Genomic DNA, 18,395 nt, shown 5'->3' on the forward strand with positions numbered 1-18,395 from the left:
CCCTTAATAGTATTAATGATTTCCAAAACATAGTTATTATATCATAAAGTGGAATGCTAAAATGAAGTTTTTCAAGAATGAATAATTTGTATGGAAAATTTAACTGTTGATTAAGGAAATATTAAGACAATACATTTATGATAGAAGCAAGTATGCAGACGAAATATGTAATATATGTTATTTTAATAGAAATAGTTCTTTCGATGCGGGGAAATTAAGACATAGAAACGAGGGAATGAATTGAAGTATGGTTATACACTTTTTCATCTTCCGAAAAGAAGTATATTAATTTCTAGCATTATAAGTAGTATGGTGACTTTATTAGTAATAACTATGCTGTTTATGATTTTAAAGGTTTTTAATTTAGACATGATGAAAGATCATTTAAATCAAAAGCTTGTTTTAAGTGTTATGATGATTTTCATATGGGGCATAACATTTTATATTACGCATTTCAATAAAAAAGAGATGTCTATACCTAGGGCATCTCTGCGAGTGCATTTTATATTATTTTTGCTAGCTCATGCAGTAGCATTATTTTATATTGTAATGCAAGTTAATATGAGTTTCATAGAGACAATGAATTGGATTTACATTTATAATATGCAGTTTATATTAAGTTTTGTAGTAATTTATGCAATATATATTCTTGTATATAATTTAATAGGTAAGGTCTTTCTAAGTATGGTTTTATCTAGCTGTACGTTAGTCATTTTAGGTATTGTGAATTATTTGAAGCTTATTTTCAGAGGTGATCCGTTATATCCTTCTGATTTCACACAAATTACGCATATGCAATCTGTTATACCGATGGTGATGGACTATTTTAGCTGGGGTTATATTTTAATCATTATCGTAAGTATCGTAGCTTGTATTGTAGCGGGGATATATATGAGAAGGTATATTCAAAATGTAAAAATTCATCTAGGAATAAGAGCTTTATTAGTAATAGGATCTATTTTTGTTCTATATGCGTACGGTAATTTTGCGAATACATTTATGAATAAAGTATTTCAAAAATCAGGTGTAGATTTTGTTTTGTGGAATCAAAATGAGAACTATGCTTCAAATGGTTTTGTACTGGGGTTTATTAGCAATTTAGATACAACAGTTATGGAAAAACCAAAAAATTATTCTAAAGAAAATATGCTTCAAATAGCAAACGATATAAAAAAACAATATAGTGGAAATATAGGGAACCAAAAGAAAAAAGAGAAACCGAATATTATTTTTGTAATGAGTGAATCGTTTTGGGATCCGACGAAAGTAACCAACCTTTCTTTTAGTGAAGATCCTGTACCAAATTTACATCATTATATAGAAAACTTTCCTGGTGGACAAACTATTTCTCCTACATTTGGGGGAAATACGGCGAACGTTGAATTTGAGGCATTAACGAGTTATTCAATGAGTTTGTTAAAGCCAGGTTCTATACCATATCAGCAGGTTATTACAAATAAGAAAGAAATTCCATCAATCCCTACGGTGTTGAAAAAAGAAGGCTATTACACAAGTGCAATTCATTCATTTGGACGCACATTCTTTAAACGTGATGATGTATATAAGGTGTTAGGATTTGATAAGTTTAATGCAGATGACACGATGGAAAATGTGGATATTGATGGAGATTATATTAGTGATTTAGAGATGAGTAAAGAGATAATTGCTGAGTTAGAGAAACAAAAACAACCTACATTTATTCATGCAGTTACGATGCAAAATCATTTTCCCTTTACAGAGGGCCGATTTGGTGAAAACCTAATAGAAATTAGCGGGCTAGAAAATGAAGAATCAAAGGGAGAATTAGAGACGTATACAGAAGGATTAAGACGTTCAGATGAGGCTCTTCAATATTTAATAGAGCAACTAGATAATTTAGATAGACCTACATTATTAGTATTCTTTGGAGATCACCTTCCATCATTAGGAACAAATAAATCTTTTTATAAAGAAAATGGGTATATAACGAATGAAAAAACACCGAGTGAACGTTTAGCGATGGCGCAAACGCCGCTATTAATGTATGCAAACTTTGATATGCCAAATGATAATTTAGGTTTAGTAAGCCCAATTTATTTTTCTAATCTTATTTTTGATTATGCAGGATTAAATAAATCCTCATTTTATCAATTTTTATCGGGACTTTACAAGGAAATACCAGTGCTTAGAGATGAATTAAAAGTTGATAAAAATGGAGAAGTAATCAATGATTTAACAAAGAAACAAAAAGAAATGTTAGAGCAATATAAAATGCTTCAATATGATTTACTCGTTGGAAATCAATATAGCAAAGAAATCCTCTTTTAATAAAAGAAACAAAAAGAACTTGTATAACGATACAAGTTCTTTTTTCATAGTATTTAACGGGGTAACCAGACAAGCTGGGTTTAGGGAGTATTACTTGTACATTTAGTATATATGAAAATGTAATCGTTTTATTTGTGTATTTGTGAGAAATATGTGAATTTTATGTTTTGTAAAAAATCAATCATATTAACTTTCAATCTTGTATTGCAGTTGTTATGCATGTGAAAATTTTATCAGTTCTTTATTTAATTCATCCGCTTGATCGATTGGTGAACCATGGCCACTATTTGTAAGAGCGTGTAACTGAGAATTTTTAATTCGTTGTTGCGTAAGCTCAGCACTTTTGTAAGGAATAAGTTGGTCGTGAACGCCGTGGAAGATTTTTGTTGGGACGTTAATTTTATTTAAATCTTTCGTTACATCTTCATTTGCAGCTGCTTGTAAAATTTTGATAAGGGCATAAGAAGCGGACTGCATACCGAGATAAGAAAACCATTCAAGGGTTGCAGCTCCTAAGTTTCTATTGAAAAAGGATAAAGATACATCATTTAAAAATTTTGGTAAATTAGCATACATTTGATTAATGAGAGCATCTGCTTGTTCTTTCGGTACACCGTAAGGGGACTCTTGATTTTTAACGAAAGAGGGGGAGACAGCGTCAATTAATGCGAGCCTAGAAATGCGGCGCCCATTATAGCGAGACATATAGCGAATAGAAAGAGCACCACCAACTGAGAAACCGACTAATGTAGCGTTCTCTACTTGGAGTGCTTCTAGAACAATTGCGATATCATCGGCTAATCGATCATAGGTGTAACCAGTCCATGGCTTATCAGATTGCCCATTCCCTCGTATATCCATGGCAATACAGCGAAAGCCATGCTCTGGTAAAACATTGAGTTGATATTGATACATTTGATGATTTAAAGGCCATCCGTGAACGAAGAAAACAGTCTTACTACCTGGACCAGGATTAACATCTTGCACAAAAATATGCACATCTTTCTCGACAGTAACAAACATAAATGTCCCCCTATTTTATGAATATGCTCTATCCCAAAATCGTTGTTTTGTCATAGCTTTAATAAATTCATTTGCTAGTCGCGTAGGGTCTTGTTCTATTAAAACACCAGGCTTTCCTTTGATATTTAAAGATTGAATAATAGAAGAGCCGTTTTGGAAGAAGCCAATCGGCTTAAAGTGATTATATGATTCTACGACAAATGAACTTGCTTTGTTAAGAAAATGATCATCCATCTTTCCGCCGATAAGAAGTAATCCATCATAAAGGAGTGGTGAGCCTGTTAAGAAGGTATCATTTACTTCCCAATGTCCATTTGACGTTCCCTGCACTATGCCTAATCGTTCGGAAACGATCACTGGTTGAAGACCTACTTGTTTGAACTGATTTATTATATATTGTGCGCTTGGCCCATCATATCCATTTGCAACAATGACACCTACTCGTAATGTATTAGGACTAAAGGTCGTATTTGCCATACTGAGTGCTGGAGATGATTTTGTAACGTTGGATTCTTGCACATTTAGGACTTTTGCTCCCAGAGCTTCTGCAACTAAAGTAGCCAATTCTGTACTAATATGTCCAATCATATCAACGACTTGTTGGCGGACAGATTTACTTTTGACTTTTCCTAATTCAAAGGAGAAAGCCTGTATAATGTGGATTTTTTCGACGTGACTCATACTATTCCAAAATAAACGAGCTTGAGAGAAGTGGTCTTTGAAGCTAGCAGCAGTTTCCCTTGTTTTATGACCAGATACAGTAGAAGGATATGTAACGAATCCCCCCTTTGTCCCAGGTACAGTATAAGGAGAATTATTTGCTAAGGAATTGTTATGGTAGGCAACTTTTCCTTTGTCAATTATATATTTAGACGCACCATCTCTTTGGTTGTTATGAAATGGGCATATTGGACGGTTAATCGGTAGTTCTTGATAATTTGTACCAACGCGTGCTAATTGTGTGTCTGTATAAGAAAAGAGTCTACCTTGTAAGAGAGGGTCATTGGTAAAGTCAATACCACGAACGATACTTCCAGGGTGTAGTGCCACTTGTTCAGTTTCAGCGAATACATTATCTACATTGCGATTTAAGGTCATTTTCCCAATGATTTTAACGGGGAAATCTTCTTCAGGCCAAATTTTCGTTGCATCTAATATATCGAATCCGTATTTAAATTCGTCCTCTTCTTCTAAAATTTGAATGCCAAGTTCGTACTCAGGATAGTTTCCAGCATTAATATTTTCCCACAAATCACGGCGATGGTAATCTGGATCAGCACCACCTATTTTTTATGCTTCATCCCAAATTAACGAATGAACGCCGAGCTTTGGCTTCCAGTGGAATTTCACGAATCGTGACTTTCCATTTTTATTAACTAAACGAAATGTATGAACGCCAAATCCTTGCATCATTCGAAAGCTTCTTGGAATTGTACGATCGGACATAATCCACATCATCATTGCAGCTGATTCTTGATTATTGGCGATAAAGTCCCAAAAAGTATCATGTGCTGTTTGTCCCTGTGGAATTTCATTATGCGGCTCTGGTTTAAGGGCGTGAATAAGATCAGGAAATTTAATGCCATCTTGAATAAAGAAAATGGGAATATTGTTTCCTACTAAATCAAAATTTCCTTCTTCTGTATAAAATTTAACGGCGAATCCTCTTACATCTCGATTCGTTTCATTTGCTCCTTTTGATCCAGCTACTTCAGAGAAACGAATGAAAAGCGGTGTTTTTTTTGAAGGGTCTTGTAGAAAGTGGGCCATTGTTAGCTCTTCTAAAGATTCATATAACTCAAAAATGCCATGTGCTCCGTATCCTCGTGCGTGAACGACTCGTTCTGGAATTCGTTCACGGTCAAAGTGAGAAAGTTTTTCTCGCATAAGGAAATCTTCTAGAAGGGTAGGGCCACGATCACTGGCAGTTAAAGAGTTTTCATCATTTGAAATTTTAACACCTGTATTTGTTGTCATCTCCTTTCCTTCATTTTCACGCGTGAAAGATTGGAGTTGTTCTGTCTTTTTATTTTTTTTGCCGTCCATAAAAAACACCTCCCATAATATACGTATTATTGTTTATGTTTTTTATGCTTGTATATAGCATGAAGATATTGCATGGTTGGGAGGATTTTCCTCAAATGTTCGATTTATCTTTGTTTGTCTATGAAAATCATTTATTATAATAAATGGTATTCTTCGAGATATTATTTTGAAGGGGTGTTGAAGTGAAAGAAAGTTTTCTATCATATAAAGAAGAAGAAAGAAATGCAAAAATCCTTTTATGGGTGTTATATGTCATTGTTATTGTATATCAAATTTTCTATGCAATCGTATTAGAAGATAAATCAATAATGGATAAGGGATACAACATAATATGGCAAGTTATTTGCGGAGTAGCAATACTGTGCGTGAATATATATCTAGTGAAAAAAGAGAAGGCAAACCTTGTTAAATATGCATGGATATTTGCATACATAGGGATAGAAATCGCTAATATATTTTCGTATATTTTTTATAATAAGGCGGCGTTTGATGCGACAAATATAATAGAAATTATTCTCATTTTCTTTGTACCCATATTTTTAAATAAAAAATTTTATGTAATCTTACTTTCTTCTATTGTAGGAAAATATTTAATTTATTTATTTGTATTAGAGGAAATAAAAGCATTTATGTTCCTTATTATGTGTACACTTATGTTAATAGCTGCATATATCATTTTAAACCGATTTTTACAATATCTTTCAGCTGTAAAGGAAAGTATTGCGATTGCTAGTGAATCACAGAAATTAGCAGTAATCGGAAAAATGGCAGCGACGGTTGGACATGAAATTAAAAATCCACTCGCTTCATTAAAAGGATTTACGCAATTACAAAGAGAGAAGCATGAAGAGGATCCTGTTTATAAACGTATGATCTTTGAAATAGAAAATATGAATAATATGATAAGTGAGTTGATGGAAGTTGCTACATGCAAGCCTTCTATTTATAAGAAACATGATCTAGGAAAAATTGTATTACAAGCAACAACAACTCTTCGCGAAAAAATGAATGAATTAAATGTGCAGCTTATTTCTAATGTGGGAGAACAAACAATAGAAGTTGAATGTGATGAACGAAGAATAAGAGGAGTCTTTCTATATACGATAAAAAATGCTTTAGAAGCAATGGAGCAAGGTGGCATATTACATTTACGGTTAGAAAATAAAGGGAAAGAGTATGTGATGATCAGCTTAATTGATAATGGTCATGGTATTAAGCAAGAAAACTTAGCCCGTGTTACAGAGGCCTTTTATACAACGAAACAAGATAAAATTGGTCTGGGACTTACGGTAGCGAATCGAATTGTCGCCGAGCACCTTGGTGAGCTGCATATTTCAAGTGAAAGAGATACTGGAACGAGAATAGACATCATTCTCCCAAGGAAGTGTGGAAATACTGAAATCCAAGTGGAAGAAAAGCTAGGAGTTACCATATGAATAAAGGCTATATATTTAAAAATGAAGAAATAAAGGCGTTGAAAGTATTTTTAAGTTTATTTTTTATTATATTTTTTGTGTATGATCTTGCCTATGAATTTATCGTACCTTTAATCGCGGGAGAGCAAGAAGGCGTAGGAAAGTTTGAAGATGGTTTAGGTTTATGGCTTTACTTTTTGACGGTAGTATTGTTTTGCATTGGAATATACTTTATGAAATGGAAGAATGTTTTTGTGGTAAAGTATATTATTCTAATTGGCTATAATGTATTAGATTGTATCCATAACATTATGATTTATTATGGTAGCGATGCGGAATTTGACGGTGGAAATATAGTAGAAGTATTTTTTATTTTGTTCGCACCAATCTTTGTGAACAAAAGATATTTCTGGCTAGTTCCAGCGATACTTGTCGGGAAGTACGCTCTTACAGGAATCATTATTCAATCTTCTCTCGTTTTAATCCCAATGGCATTATATAGTGTATTTACTATCATATGTTGGATTATATTTTTGAGGGTTCAGTCTTACGTTCGTACGCTTGAGATGATGGACAAAGAAATAAAACAGACAGAAAAACTAGCAGCTGTTGGAAAAATGGCGACGGTTATTGGTTATAAGATTAGAAGACCTTTAGCAAACTTAAAAAAACTTGTGAATAAACAAGCAGACAAGCATCCAGAGGATAAAATTTATAGTGATATTATGAAACAAGAAGTAGATCGGATTCATATAATTGCTACAGAACTTAGTGGATTTGAGAAATCTAAATCACTAGAATCAGAAACTCATAACATACAAGAAATTATCTCTTATGTTATTCGAGTTATGGAAAAGCCAGCTTTAAAACAAGGAGTCCACATACAAGGTATTTACAGTAAAGACTTACCATCAATTACATGTGATGAAAAACGATTAAAACAGGTCTTTTTTAATTTAATTAAAAATGCAATTGAAGCAATGTCAGTTGGCGGAACAATTACGATTAAAGTTACTGTAAAAGATGGAATCATCATTCAAGTGAAAGATGAGGGATGCGGCATTCCGAAAGATAAAATTCCAAAGTTAAATGAAGCCTTTTATACAACGAAAGAAACAGGAACTGGTCTAGGTTTAGTAGTTACAGAAAAAATTATTAAAGACCACAACGGTAAAATGAGTTTTGAAAGTGAAGTTGGGGTTGGAACGACGGTTGAGGTTATGTTACCACTGCATTAAATAGAAAAAACATCACTTCCAAATAAGTGATGTTTTTCTATTTTATCTTGCTATTTGTGGATAGTAAAAATCTCATTTTATCGATAAAGAATGTATGATGTATTTCTAAGATCAAAATGTTTTTTTTAGTTTTTATTATGGATTTTCCAGTGGAAAATTTAGACTATAAAAATTAATTGTTTTTTTCTAAAAAAACTATTTTCTTTTTTGGGTTTTAATGGTATATTCAAAACACGATAAATAAATACCTATTTTTGGCACACTATTCGAAAGGATAGGTCGCAAAGCTAAGAGTCTAAAGTAATGAAAATTACTATGATAGTCTGGTTGCAGTTTGGATTTTCACACATAGTTGTATGTATGAAAATCGAAGAGGCAACCGGATTTTTTATTGTCTCAAAAAGAAAAAATAAATGGGCACACTATTCGAAAGGATAGGTCGCAAAGCTAAGAGTCTAAGGTAATGAAAATTACTATGATAGTCTGGTTGCAGTTTGGATTTTCACACATAGTTGTATGTATGAAAATCGAAAAGGCAACCAGGCTTTTTATTTTTTAGGAATACACATTATGATTGTAAACTTAGTCGATTAATACATTTAATGTTCGGAATATTCGGTAAATAGAAAGCGAGGGAGGGAAGTACATTGCAAAATCAAATAGGGAAATTTGGGCGTATACTTCTCGCTGGAGGAATATTATTTACACAAGTTGGTGTGCTAGACTACTCTGCAACGAAAGTTTATGCGGTTACAAACGACGAGCAAGGACGTTTTATCGTTCATATGGATAAACAAGAAATAAAAGTTGATGAAAATGTAGTATTAAAGATTACAAATACAAATAAACAAGATGCTAATATCGAGCTGAAATTATCTAATGAACAGCTCTTTAATGAAGAAGAAACGAAAAAAAAGAATGAAAATAATAAAGCGATTCAAAACATTTCAGTAACAGAAGATCACATTGTAAAAATTGAAAAGAATGAACAAAGTAATTCTATCGGTGACGTATATGTAGTCATTCAAATGAAAAAAGCTGGAGAGTACAAATTTGAACCGATAGTGAAGTTTGAAGGGAATGAAAAGAAAATTGAATCTCCTTCTTTGCATGTTGTAGAGAAACAAGAGGCTTTAAATGTAGCTATTTCTGATAAAAATCCAAAGGCTTCAGAGGAAGTTGTGAAACAAGAAATAAGTGAAAAAGTGAAAGTATCGGAAGAAAATAAAAAACAAGAAATAAATCCTACTAATGCTGAAGTTCCAAAAGAAACGAAGATTTTAGAGAAAGAAAAGGTTAATGAAGAACTCGTATCAAAGGAAAATGAATTAAAAGAAAGCAATAAGGTAAACGAAAATAATCAGGAATTACCTGCTATTCAAGCTGAGAAGGTATTAAAGAGCCAATCTCTACTAGCTGCTAGTCCTGTTACAAGTATTCTTAAATATCCAAATGTAAAGGTAATAAATAATAGAACAGGTGAAGGGCCTTCTATCTCGGGTAAATATGCTTTTAGATTTGTTTGGAGCCCACAAGTAACATATGAGGTAAAGGGTAGTAGCAATGATAGAAATGGTCAAAGTCAATATACATTTAGAAATTCAAATAGAGAACAGTATGTATTAGTCAAAAAAGCTGGTGAATATCAAGGGAAATGGATCGATGTCCGTATTAATATTCACTCTATGACAGCTTCATCTGTAGATGTTAAAACACCAATAACTAAAGCTGATGCAAAAAACTTCTTACAATTATATGGGAACGGAAGATCAGGGCAAACTTATAATGCTTCCTTTGAATTTTATGAGCACGGAACAAGTAAAAAAGTACCATTAACAGCAATGTGGAATTTCAAAAGGATAAACAGTTATAAAAATGTTACTTTACGTAATGATGGTAGTCATTTAACGAATTTATACGTGTATGATACGAGTTCAATTAGGTATCAAGACAAAGGGAATAATAAAATAGAGTTTTCTGGAACAGCAGGCCCAGTAGCTACTCCAGAAGCAGATATGACAATTACATTTGATAATTTAACAGAATTACCGCTAGAAGTTAGATTAAATGCTTCAGGTGTTAATGTATCATACGACCAATTAGCGATTGCACAAATTGAAATTCCAGCTCCAAGTGTAATAGGAGATATCGTGGAAGATAATTCCCGTCAACTTTCTTATAAGGTATATCAAAATATGCCTGCTCAATCGAAAGAGATTCACTATGCGAAATCTTTCGTATTAGAAAGTGAAGTGAATAAGGATTTTACTGTGAATGATGTTTCCATTCAAGATGTGGAGAGTGGAGATGATGTAAGTAGCTTCTTTGATATTAGCAGGAAAAACAATAAAGTCACTGCGGTTGCGAAAGCAAATGCGCTAAAAACAGAAGAATTCAACGGGAAAATTTACGAGATGACAATTACAGGTTCTCCTGTAAAAGGTGCTGATGTAATGAAATATTACAAAAATGGTTATCTTGAAATACCGGTGTCAGCTAAAAATTATTTAGATGGCGATAAGAATGGGCAAGATAGTAATCGAGATGGAGTCGCAAAAATAAGCTATAAAGGTATTCCAACTGGGAAACCAGTCCCACAAAAAGTAGTGCAAGGAACAGATTTAACAAAAATGGATATTTCTAAATTTGTGACAGATTTATCTGTAGATACGAATTTGGATGTAGATAAACCAATATCAGTAGTGAAGTTAATCAATATTCCGGATACCAAAATAATAGGGAATCATACTGTAACGGTTGTAATTGAAACGAAGCAAGGTGTACAAGCGGAGATTCAAGTGCCGGTTACTGTCGTTGATGGGACTTTAAAGTTAGTAGACGTACCAAAAGAAATTACATTTGGAGATGTAACAATTCCATCGAAAACAACGACATACGCACCGAAGGCGATTTCAAATCCTTTAAAGGTAACCGATGATCGTGTTAAAAAGCAAAAATGGAGTGTATATGTAAAGGAAATCACACCATTAACTTCAGCGCAAAATGACACATTGACAGGAGCATTGATTTACAAACGAAATGGAAAGGATACAACTTTAAGTACTTCTAGTATAGAAGCATTCTCGTATACTTCTAAAAACGACGAGGAGGTTTCATTAAATTGGAAGGAAAACGAGGGAATCCATTTACAAGTAAAACCAGGGCCGAATGTCAAAGCAAATACAAAATATGCTGGACAGCTAGAATGGACATTAACCGATGCTCCTCTCTAAAAATATATGAAATATATAAATTTTAGAAAGGAGAGAGTAATGAAAAAAATAGTTGGTATTATCGTTTCCGCAGTTATATGTGTGCCGTTTCTTATGGCAAATGTAGTAACGGCTACAAGTACGAATTCAAAAGCGGGTATTACATTTTCGAATAGCTATACACCAAATACCTCAACTGACCCGACAAAGATAAATACAAAAAAAGAGACAGTTGATAAAAATAAAAATGGAGATAAATATTTACCGAAAACAGGAGGCCAGACACGGGACTTCAAACAATATATAGGATTGTTTTCGATTGTTTTATCTCTATATGTATTCAAAAGAATTAGGGGAAAGCAAGTGTATTCAAAATAAAAAATAGATGAAAACAGAGAAAAGGGGAAGGTACATATGAAACTAGCAAAATTAGCATTAATCGGTGCAGTATCATTAACATCAGTTGCAGCAGTAGGAACTTCAGCATTTGCGGAAGAGAAAGCAAATATGAAATCTAAAACAGATGTAACGTTTATTGAAGATACAAGCACAACAGATCCAAACAATCCAGAAAATCCAAATGAAAAAGTTACACCAGAAAACCCTGATGACCATGAAAAAGGAACAAAAGGTCCATTAAGTATTAACTATGTTTCTAACTTACACTTCGGCGAGCAAGTTATCTCTGGTAATGATCAAACGTACTTTGCAAAATTGGATAAAGTAAAACAAGGGAGCAAAACAGTTGAAGTACCTAACTTCGTATCTGTAACAGATAATCGTGGTACAAATGCAGGATGGAAATTGAAAGTAAAGCAAAATGCACAATTTAAAAGTGGTAATAGTGAGTTAACAAATGCAGCTTTAAGCTTAAGTAACCCAGCTGTAAATTCTGTAACTGATGCACAATATGCACCTACAACATTTAAAAATAAAGTAACGCTAGCTCCAGGTGGAGATGCGGTGGAAATTACTACTGCCGCAAAGAATAAAGGTATGGGTGATTGGACGACTGCATTCGGTAAAGGAACAGAACAAGGTAAACAGAGTGTGAGCTTATTCGTACCAGGTACGACAGCGAAAGAAAAAGGTGCGAAATATTCAGCTGAGTTAACTTGGACTTTAGAAGATACACCAAACTAAGTTTATAAAAGATTTAAAATTAAGAATGACTGAATTTTAAAAATGATTATAAAGGGGTATAAAATTATGAAACTAGCAAAAATAGCATTAATTGGAGCGGTAACATTATCATCAGTATCAGTAGGGACGTCTGCATTTGCAGCTGAGAAAGATGGCGGGAAATTAGACTCAAAAGCATTCATTAAATTCGAGAAAAATACAGATACAATTGATGTTGTTAATCCAGAAAATCCAGATGAAACTGTAGATCCAGTTGATCCAGATAAAAAAGGTACAGATGGTCCACTAAGTATTGATTATGTATCTAACTTCAACTTTAAAACACAAAAAGCATCAGGTAATAACGAAATCTACTTTGCAGAATTAGATAAAGTAAAGAAAAAAGCAGACGGTTCTGTAATTGACGTGCCAAACTACGTTCAAGTAACAGATAATCGTGGTACAAATGCTGGATGGCATTTAACAGTAAAACAAAATGGTCAATTCAAAACTGCAGATGATAAAGCGTTGGATGGCGCGGCATTAACATTAAAAAATTCAGCTTTGAAATCAAACGCAGGTAGCGACGCACCAACAGCAGAACAATCTATCACATTAAATCCAAGTGGTGCATCATCTGATTTAATCGATGCAAAAGAAAACCAAGGTATGGGTACATGGGTAAATACGTTCGGTAAAGATGCAGCAGAAGCGAAACAAAGCGTAGAGTTATCTGTACCAGGTAAAACGAAAAAAGAACAAACACAATACACAACTTCACTAACTTGGGAACTAACAGATGCTCCTATGTAAGTAAGAGGGATTTTAAGATAAAAGAGGAAAATGAGAAGAGATAAGGGAATGGCTTTAACCTTATCTCTTTCTTGTCTATAAAATGGATATGAAGGGGACTATATAAGAGATGGTAAAAAAACTATTTACTAGCTTACTATTAATTACATTCTTCATGATAAACGCTTTTTCAGTATATGCAGCTGAAATGAAATTTGCTGTGACAGCAGTTATACCAGAAAATCAAATTGATAAAAATCAAACGTACTTTGATTTGAAAATGCAACCTGGACAAAAGCAAACAATTCAAGTCCAAATGAAAAATGATACGAATAAAGAAGTTGTGGTAGAATCGTTTGCTAATACAGCAATTACGAATAGCAATGGTATTACAGATTATAGTACAGTAGAACCAAAAACGGATTCTACTTTGAAATATCCGTTTTCTAAAATTGCTAAAATGCCAAAAGAAACGAAAGTCCCAGCTAACAGCATAGTAACGGTTGATATAAACCTAGAAATGCCAAGTGAGTCGTTTGATGGTGTTATTCTAGGTGGTTTATACTTTAAAGAAAAAGAAGATGAGAATGCAAAGAAAAAAGATGAAGGTGTGCAAATTGAAAATAAATATGCATACGCAATTGGTGTTGTTTTAAAAGAGACAGATGCTGAAGTAAAACCAGACATGAAATTAAACGAAGTAAAGCCAACACAAATTAACGGGCGTAACGTTGCTACTGCAAATTTACAAAACGTAAAGCCAGCAATGTTAAAAAATTTAAGTGTTGATGCAAAAGTATATAAAGAAAAAGGTAGAGACGTTTTATTTGAAGCGAAAAAAGAAAATTTAAGAATGGCGCCAAACTCAAACTTTGATTATGCTATTAGCTGGGAAAACAAAGCATTTGATCCAGGAACGTACCGAGTAGAAGTGAAAGCCACTGATGGCGATCAAAAATGGGAATGGACGAAGAAATTTACAATTGAAGGAAAGACAGCCGATAAGTTAAATGATACAGCGGTAGAAACGAAAAAAGACTACAAGCTATATTACATTATCGGCGGAGTACTACTGGTAATTATATTATTAGTTCTTGTGTTCTTCTTAGGTAGACGTTCTAAAAAAGAGGACGATAACAAAAAATAATATATTGATAGTGTAAAAAGAAAATAATGGATGTTTTACTATGAAAAATATATAATGGCTTTGTCTGTTATTTGTTGTAGTTCATTTATATTTCTATTTGTTGACCCGAATATCGGGTCTTTTTTTATGGAATGAATTGCTATATGTTAGTAATTAGAAAAATAGAATATACAGCACTCGCAGTAATTCCAGGGGTAATATAAAGGGATATAGCATCTCCTCTTGCAACTGGGTTTCCAGTTGTAATGCTATTCCGAGTTACAGTAGCGGGACCTACTGCTGGAGTAGGATTAAATACTTGAATTTGTCCTGCTCCGCTATCCGTTGGTTTAATGGAAAATACCATAGTTCCGGTAATTTTGTCAGTAGTAGTTAATGTAATAGTAGATAGGATGTAGCTAGAAGTAGGGGTTGTGAGGTTTGTTGGGACATTTCTGCAAATATTAATCGTATAAACAGCAGCAGGTAAATTATTTATATTTATAGACGCAGAAAAGCCAACAATACTACCGGCTCCAGCAGTGACATATGGAATAACATTGGAGTCAATTCCAGGAGAACCCGCTATACGTTGAAAACCAGCATTTGTTCCTTGAAAAACAATACTTTTTGCTGAAGCACTATCGGCAGATTCCGTAGGCCCAGTAATGCCGGTAGGCCCAGTGTTCCCCATAGGACCAGTGATGCCGGTAGGCCCAGTGTTCCCCATAGGACCAGTGATGCCGGTAGGCCCAGTGTTCCCCGTAGGCCCAGTGATACCGGTAGGAGAATTAAGTAGCGTTAGAGCCACCATTTCTCCTGCGGAAGCAAAATAACATCCACATCAAAATTCTCTTTAAACCAATCATACATCAATGTCTCTTTCACTAAATATTCAGAGGCAGAGTGTGACACGCCAATTAGAGACATATTCGTTTCTTTTACATAATCCATAATGAGCGAGTATTTATGTCGGCCGTAATTATTGTCGATATGGCAATGGATTTCTCCTGTAATATATGCTTCAGCACCTTTTTCTTCTGCTTCCTTCATTAAAGATACAACATCGCCACATCCAGCGATAATTGCGATTTTTTTGATGGAATCATGTCGTTTACCTTCGAAGTCTGTGTAAGGAATCTGGAAGAGTTGTTTTAGATGTTTTTGGAGTGCTTTTGTTGATGTTTCATCTATTTCACAAATAAGGCCAACTGGTTCTTGTTCTGGACCTCCATATGCAAAGTCGTCCACTACAGTAGCGTTTAATGCTTTTGCAATTGAAATACTCGTTCCATGCGTTTGATGAAAATCCATTGGTACGTGACATGTATATATAGAAAGTTGTTTTTCTTTTATTCCTTGCAAATATTTTTCAGGAATTGGTATGAAACCGCGGCCTGATCTTCCAATTGGATCACCGCACTCCATTACAAGGGGATGGTGCATAAAGAGTAAATCACCGGGTGTGGATTGTGAAATGAATGTTTCAAGAACGTCATCTGTAGGGAATACAGCTAAAAATACTTTGTTTACATTTTCAGATCCGTGTATCATAAGACCGTTAAATAAATCTACAAAAGTTGCTTCGAAAAATTGTTGCCAAGGAAATTTGATAGGATCATATACGGCTGGGATAAATCGACTAAAAGCACTATCTTTTCCGTATTTTTCAATTTGAAATAAGTGATCGAGTGATTGCTCTATTTTTTTTAAGGCTGGCATGTTTGATAATCCTCCTTAAGATGATTCTTGCTTTATGAGTTGTTTGTATTCTTCGTAGCAAAATAAGAAGCGGATAGGAAACAAGTAAAACCTAGAATCCAGCCGATAGAAGGAGAATAGGGAAGTACATGCTGTAATAGCATTCCGCTAGAAATGAAGAAAATACTAAATAGACCTAATAACATAGGATAGCGTTGTAGTTTGAACACAGATAGTAAACATCCTTTCACCTGCATGAACTACTCATAAAAGCTCGATTGCTGAAACTTTATCACATACATTGTATATTAGTCTTAATTTTCTGTATATAACTTTTAAGAAAAATGGTGATACAATATATGAATGATAAGAGAAGAGAGGATGAAGATTAACATATGTACGTTACTGTAACAGAAGCAGCATATAAAAAGATTATGGATACGATTCCAAGTGAAGCGAAATATATAAAGTTATTTTACGATAATGAGGGTTGCGGTTGTGTCATGAGCGGAATCATCGATTTAGTAGCTGTAGCAGAGAAAGATGAGCGCGATGTGGATATTGAATCAAGCACAATGAACTTTATCGCTGATCGTACAAAGCTTGTATTTATGGACGATAAGTTAACGGTTGATTGGCATGAAGGTGGAGGAACTTTTCAGTTAAAGAGCCCAAGCCAGTTTTATAATCCAAATATGAAGTTACACGTTCGAATATAGTAAAGGAAAGGTGATTCCAAAATGTATTTTGGAATCACCTTTTTTATTTTATAAGTCGCTATTATTGTCGATTTTTGTTGATAAGTCGATATATTTGGGAAATCGCTGATATAAATGGAGTTGCGCTGATATATTTGGGAAATCGCCGATATAAATGGAGTTGCGCCGATATATTCAGAAAATCGCCGATATAATTTCATTTACCAAAACGTTTCAATAGTAAAAAGATTTTTTCACATAATGAAATGTACATGTGATTGAATTTTCTGTATAATCTTCTTTGCGGAGGGGATACGCATGAGAAGATGGGGAATTGAGTTGTTAATTTTAAGTGTTGTTATTATTTGGGGGATTAACTATACAATTGCGAAGTATGGACTTTTAGAATTTACAGCAATTGAGTTTACTGCACTTCGCATGATGGCGGCGGCACCGCTTCTGTTACTCCTTACCTTTTTTATTGAAAAGTCGGTTTATATGGAGCGAAAGGATATACCTAGATTAATTATCGTTAGCATTGTAGGTATTGTACTGTATCAAACGTTATTTATGGAAACTGTCAAATATACATCTGCTACAAATGCCTCTTTACTCATTTCTATTTCACCTATTTTTACAACTGCATTTGCGATTTTCTTGAAACAAGAAAAGTTTTCTTCTCGAAAGTTAATCGGTTCTATGACTGCCTTTGTTGGTGCAGCATTAGTTTTAGTAGCAGGACATTCGCTTACTAGTTCTTTTTATGGCAATGGAATTGGACTTATTACATCAATATGCTGGGGGATTTATCCTGTTTTAGCAGGACCATTAATTAAAAAATATTCAGCATTACGTGTTACAGCATGGTCTGCATTAGTGGGTGCGATTCCGCTATTATTGTTAAGTGGTCCACATGTGTTTGTCATGCTATTTCACATTACTCACGAAATGACACTATTTGCTTTACTATATTCTATTTTCTTTGTAACAGTATTTGGTCTAGTAATGTGGTATGTTGGTGTTCAAAAAATTGGGGCGTCACATACGATGGTATATATGTATATAACGCCGCTTGTAGCTGTTTTATTTGCAGCTGTCTGGGCAAATGAATATGTATCGTTTCAACAGATCATCGGTGGAATTATCATTTTTGTCGGTCTATGGTTTGTGAAATCGGAGAAAGTAAAAGTTCATTCTATTGCAGGGGAACCTATATCAAAATAGGAAAACAGATCACCTATGATCTGCTTTCCTATTTTTTTATTTTTGGTAAGAAGATGAGAAATAAGATAGCAGTAATAAGTGGAATTAAGTTTAAAAATGGAATACGGAAGAGTGTAATAAGAATAATACCTGGAAGAAGAACACCGAGGACAGCGTAAAAAATGCTATGGTTTTTCGTGTACCAATACAATGAAAGTCCGATAAGTGCAGGGATAATGAGGTGAATGAGAGCCATTAAAAAATAAATCATTAGACGCCCCCTTTATTTGTGTGCTTATTACATCATATCCGTATGTTCATAAATTGATATCATTTTTTTCATAAATGGACGAAAAAAGTTTGAAAAACCGTCACAAAATATGAGAATATGATGTTTGAAATCTTGTATAATATTATTTTCTAAAAGCATTTAAACAACATAAACATACTGTTTATGTTGTTTTTAATTTGAGTGAAATGGATGTAAGGAATATGAATTTGAAAGAAATTTT

Annotated in this window: 14 protein-coding genes, 2 pseudogenes and 2 riboswitches; of the genes and pseudogenes, 10 read left to right on the top strand and 6 right to left on the bottom strand. The window is 33.8% G+C overall.

The window, feature by feature from the left end; genetic code table 11:
• The first annotated feature begins 240 nt into the window (after nucleotides 1–240).
• On the top strand, nucleotides 241–2,307 hold the full coding sequence (locus tag C4S65_RS00685; protein ID WP_000873700.1) for an LTA synthase family protein: 2,067 nt from the start codon (nucleotides 241–243) through the stop codon (nucleotides 2,305–2,307).
• A gap of 213 nt (nucleotides 2,308–2,520) precedes the next feature.
• Here the strand turns inward: C4S65_RS00685 and C4S65_RS00690 are convergent, their stop codons facing one another.
• Nucleotides 2,521–3,330, bottom strand: a complete 810-nt coding sequence (locus C4S65_RS00690; protein ID WP_086405783.1) for an alpha/beta hydrolase — start codon at nucleotides 3,328–3,330, stop codon at nucleotides 2,521–2,523.
• Between the two features lie 15 nt (nucleotides 3,331–3,345).
• Nucleotides 3,346–5,376: pseudogene (locus tag C4S65_RS00695) on the bottom strand (catalase).
• 182 nt (nucleotides 5,377–5,558) lie between these two features.
• Here C4S65_RS00695 and C4S65_RS00700 point away from each other — a divergent pair.
• From C4S65_RS00700 to C4S65_RS00730, 7 genes are all read left to right on the top strand, one after another.
• Nucleotides 5,559–6,812, top strand: coding sequence for an ATP-binding protein (locus tag C4S65_RS00700; RefSeq protein WP_000664893.1), 1,254 nt, complete (start codon nucleotides 5,559–5,561; stop codon nucleotides 6,810–6,812).
• Complete coding sequence (locus C4S65_RS00705; protein WP_001032634.1) at nucleotides 6,809–8,029, top strand: ATP-binding protein; 1,221 nt, start codon at nucleotides 6,809–6,811, stop codon at nucleotides 8,027–8,029. Before C4S65_RS00700 ends, C4S65_RS00705 begins: the two co-directional genes overlap by 4 nt.
• 246 nt (nucleotides 8,030–8,275) lie before the next feature.
• A riboswitch (cyclic di-GMP riboswitch) is annotated at nucleotides 8,276–8,364 on the top strand.
• Between the two features lie 71 nt (nucleotides 8,365–8,435).
• A riboswitch (cyclic di-GMP riboswitch) is annotated at nucleotides 8,436–8,524 on the top strand.
• A gap of 152 nt (nucleotides 8,525–8,676) precedes the next feature.
• Complete coding sequence (locus C4S65_RS00710) at nucleotides 8,677–11,262, top strand: WxL domain-containing protein (RefSeq protein ID WP_086405785.1); 2,586 nt, start codon at nucleotides 8,677–8,679, stop codon at nucleotides 11,260–11,262.
• 39 nt (nucleotides 11,263–11,301) lie between these two features.
• Nucleotides 11,302–11,619, top strand: a complete 318-nt coding sequence (locus C4S65_RS00715; RefSeq protein WP_086405786.1) for a cell wall anchor protein — start codon at nucleotides 11,302–11,304, stop codon at nucleotides 11,617–11,619.
• A 36-nt stretch (nucleotides 11,620–11,655) separates the two neighbouring features.
• Nucleotides 11,656–12,384, top strand: a complete 729-nt coding sequence (locus C4S65_RS00720; protein ID WP_000761529.1) for a WxL domain-containing protein — start codon at nucleotides 11,656–11,658, stop codon at nucleotides 12,382–12,384.
• 66 nt (nucleotides 12,385–12,450) lie between these two features.
• Complete coding sequence (locus C4S65_RS00725; protein ID WP_000761508.1) at nucleotides 12,451–13,176, top strand: WxL domain-containing protein; 726 nt, start codon at nucleotides 12,451–12,453, stop codon at nucleotides 13,174–13,176.
• A gap of 109 nt (nucleotides 13,177–13,285) precedes the next feature.
• Entirely contained in the window at nucleotides 13,286–14,302 is a 1,017-nt protein-coding gene (locus C4S65_RS00730) for a DUF916 and DUF3324 domain-containing protein (RefSeq protein ID WP_086405787.1), read from the top strand.
• 139 nt (nucleotides 14,303–14,441) lie between these two features.
• Here C4S65_RS00730 and C4S65_RS00735 read toward each other — a convergent pair.
• The 3 genes and pseudogenes from C4S65_RS00735 to C4S65_RS34195 all read right to left on the bottom strand — a co-directional run.
• Nucleotides 14,442–15,068 (bottom strand): annotated as a pseudogene (locus tag C4S65_RS00735) (collagen-like protein); the annotation flags it as partial.
• A gap of 14 nt (nucleotides 15,069–15,082) precedes the next feature.
• Nucleotides 15,083–16,003, bottom strand: a complete 921-nt coding sequence (locus C4S65_RS00740; protein WP_098838563.1) for a Nif3-like dinuclear metal center hexameric protein — start codon at nucleotides 16,001–16,003, stop codon at nucleotides 15,083–15,085.
• Between the two features lie 32 nt (nucleotides 16,004–16,035).
• Nucleotides 16,036–16,212, bottom strand: a complete 177-nt coding sequence (locus C4S65_RS34195; RefSeq protein WP_080546889.1) for a hypothetical protein — start codon at nucleotides 16,210–16,212, stop codon at nucleotides 16,036–16,038.
• Between the two features lie 165 nt (nucleotides 16,213–16,377).
• Between C4S65_RS34195 and C4S65_RS00750 the strand changes: the two genes are divergently transcribed.
• Nucleotides 16,378–16,701, top strand: coding sequence for an iron-sulfur cluster biosynthesis family protein (locus C4S65_RS00750; protein WP_000289569.1), 324 nt, complete (start codon nucleotides 16,378–16,380; stop codon nucleotides 16,699–16,701).
• 297 nt (nucleotides 16,702–16,998) lie between these two features.
• Nucleotides 16,999–17,904 (top strand): EamA family transporter, encoded by a 906-nt coding sequence (locus tag C4S65_RS00755; protein WP_098379450.1) that lies wholly within the window; start codon nucleotides 16,999–17,001, stop codon nucleotides 17,902–17,904.
• A gap of 28 nt (nucleotides 17,905–17,932) precedes the next feature.
• On the opposite strand, the gene C4S65_RS00760 is transcribed toward C4S65_RS00755, so the two are convergent.
• Nucleotides 17,933–18,154, bottom strand: a complete 222-nt coding sequence (locus C4S65_RS00760) for a hypothetical protein (RefSeq protein ID WP_000639042.1) — start codon at nucleotides 18,152–18,154, stop codon at nucleotides 17,933–17,935.
• Between the last annotated feature and the right edge of the window lie 241 nt (nucleotides 18,155–18,395).

The sequence above is a fragment of the Bacillus sp. ok061 genome (assembly GCF_900108285.1).
Taxonomy (GTDB): Bacteria; Bacillota; Bacilli; order Bacillales; family Bacillaceae_G; genus Bacillus_A; species Bacillus_A thuringiensis_S.

Excerpts from the sequence above, each read along its gene's own strand:
- C4S65_RS00760 (WP_000639042.1), bottom strand. The coding sequence starts at position 18,154 with ATGATTTATTTTTTAATGGCTCTCATTCACCTCATTATCCCTGCACTT.
- C4S65_RS00730 (WP_086405787.1), top strand. The coding sequence starts at position 13,286 with ATGGTAAAAAAACTATTTACTAGCTTACTATTAATTACATTCTTCATG.
- C4S65_RS00705 (WP_001032634.1), top strand. The coding sequence starts at position 6,809 with ATGAATAAAGGCTATATATTTAAAAATGAAGAAATAAAGGCGTTGAAA.
- C4S65_RS00755 (WP_098379450.1), top strand. The coding sequence starts at position 16,999 with ATGAGAAGATGGGGAATTGAGTTGTTAATTTTAAGTGTTGTTATTATT.
- C4S65_RS00720 (WP_000761529.1), top strand. The coding sequence starts at position 11,656 with ATGAAACTAGCAAAATTAGCATTAATCGGTGCAGTATCATTAACATCA.
- C4S65_RS00740 (WP_098838563.1), bottom strand. The coding sequence starts at position 16,003 with ATGCCAGCCTTAAAAAAAATAGAGCAATCACTCGATCACTTATTTCAA.
- C4S65_RS00715 (WP_086405786.1), top strand. The coding sequence starts at position 11,302 with ATGAAAAAAATAGTTGGTATTATCGTTTCCGCAGTTATATGTGTGCCG.
- C4S65_RS00690 (WP_086405783.1), bottom strand. The coding sequence starts at position 3,330 with ATGTTTGTTACTGTCGAGAAAGATGTGCATATTTTTGTGCAAGATGTT.
- C4S65_RS00725 (WP_000761508.1), top strand. The coding sequence starts at position 12,451 with ATGAAACTAGCAAAAATAGCATTAATTGGAGCGGTAACATTATCATCA.
- C4S65_RS00750 (WP_000289569.1), top strand. The coding sequence starts at position 16,378 with ATGTACGTTACTGTAACAGAAGCAGCATATAAAAAGATTATGGATACG.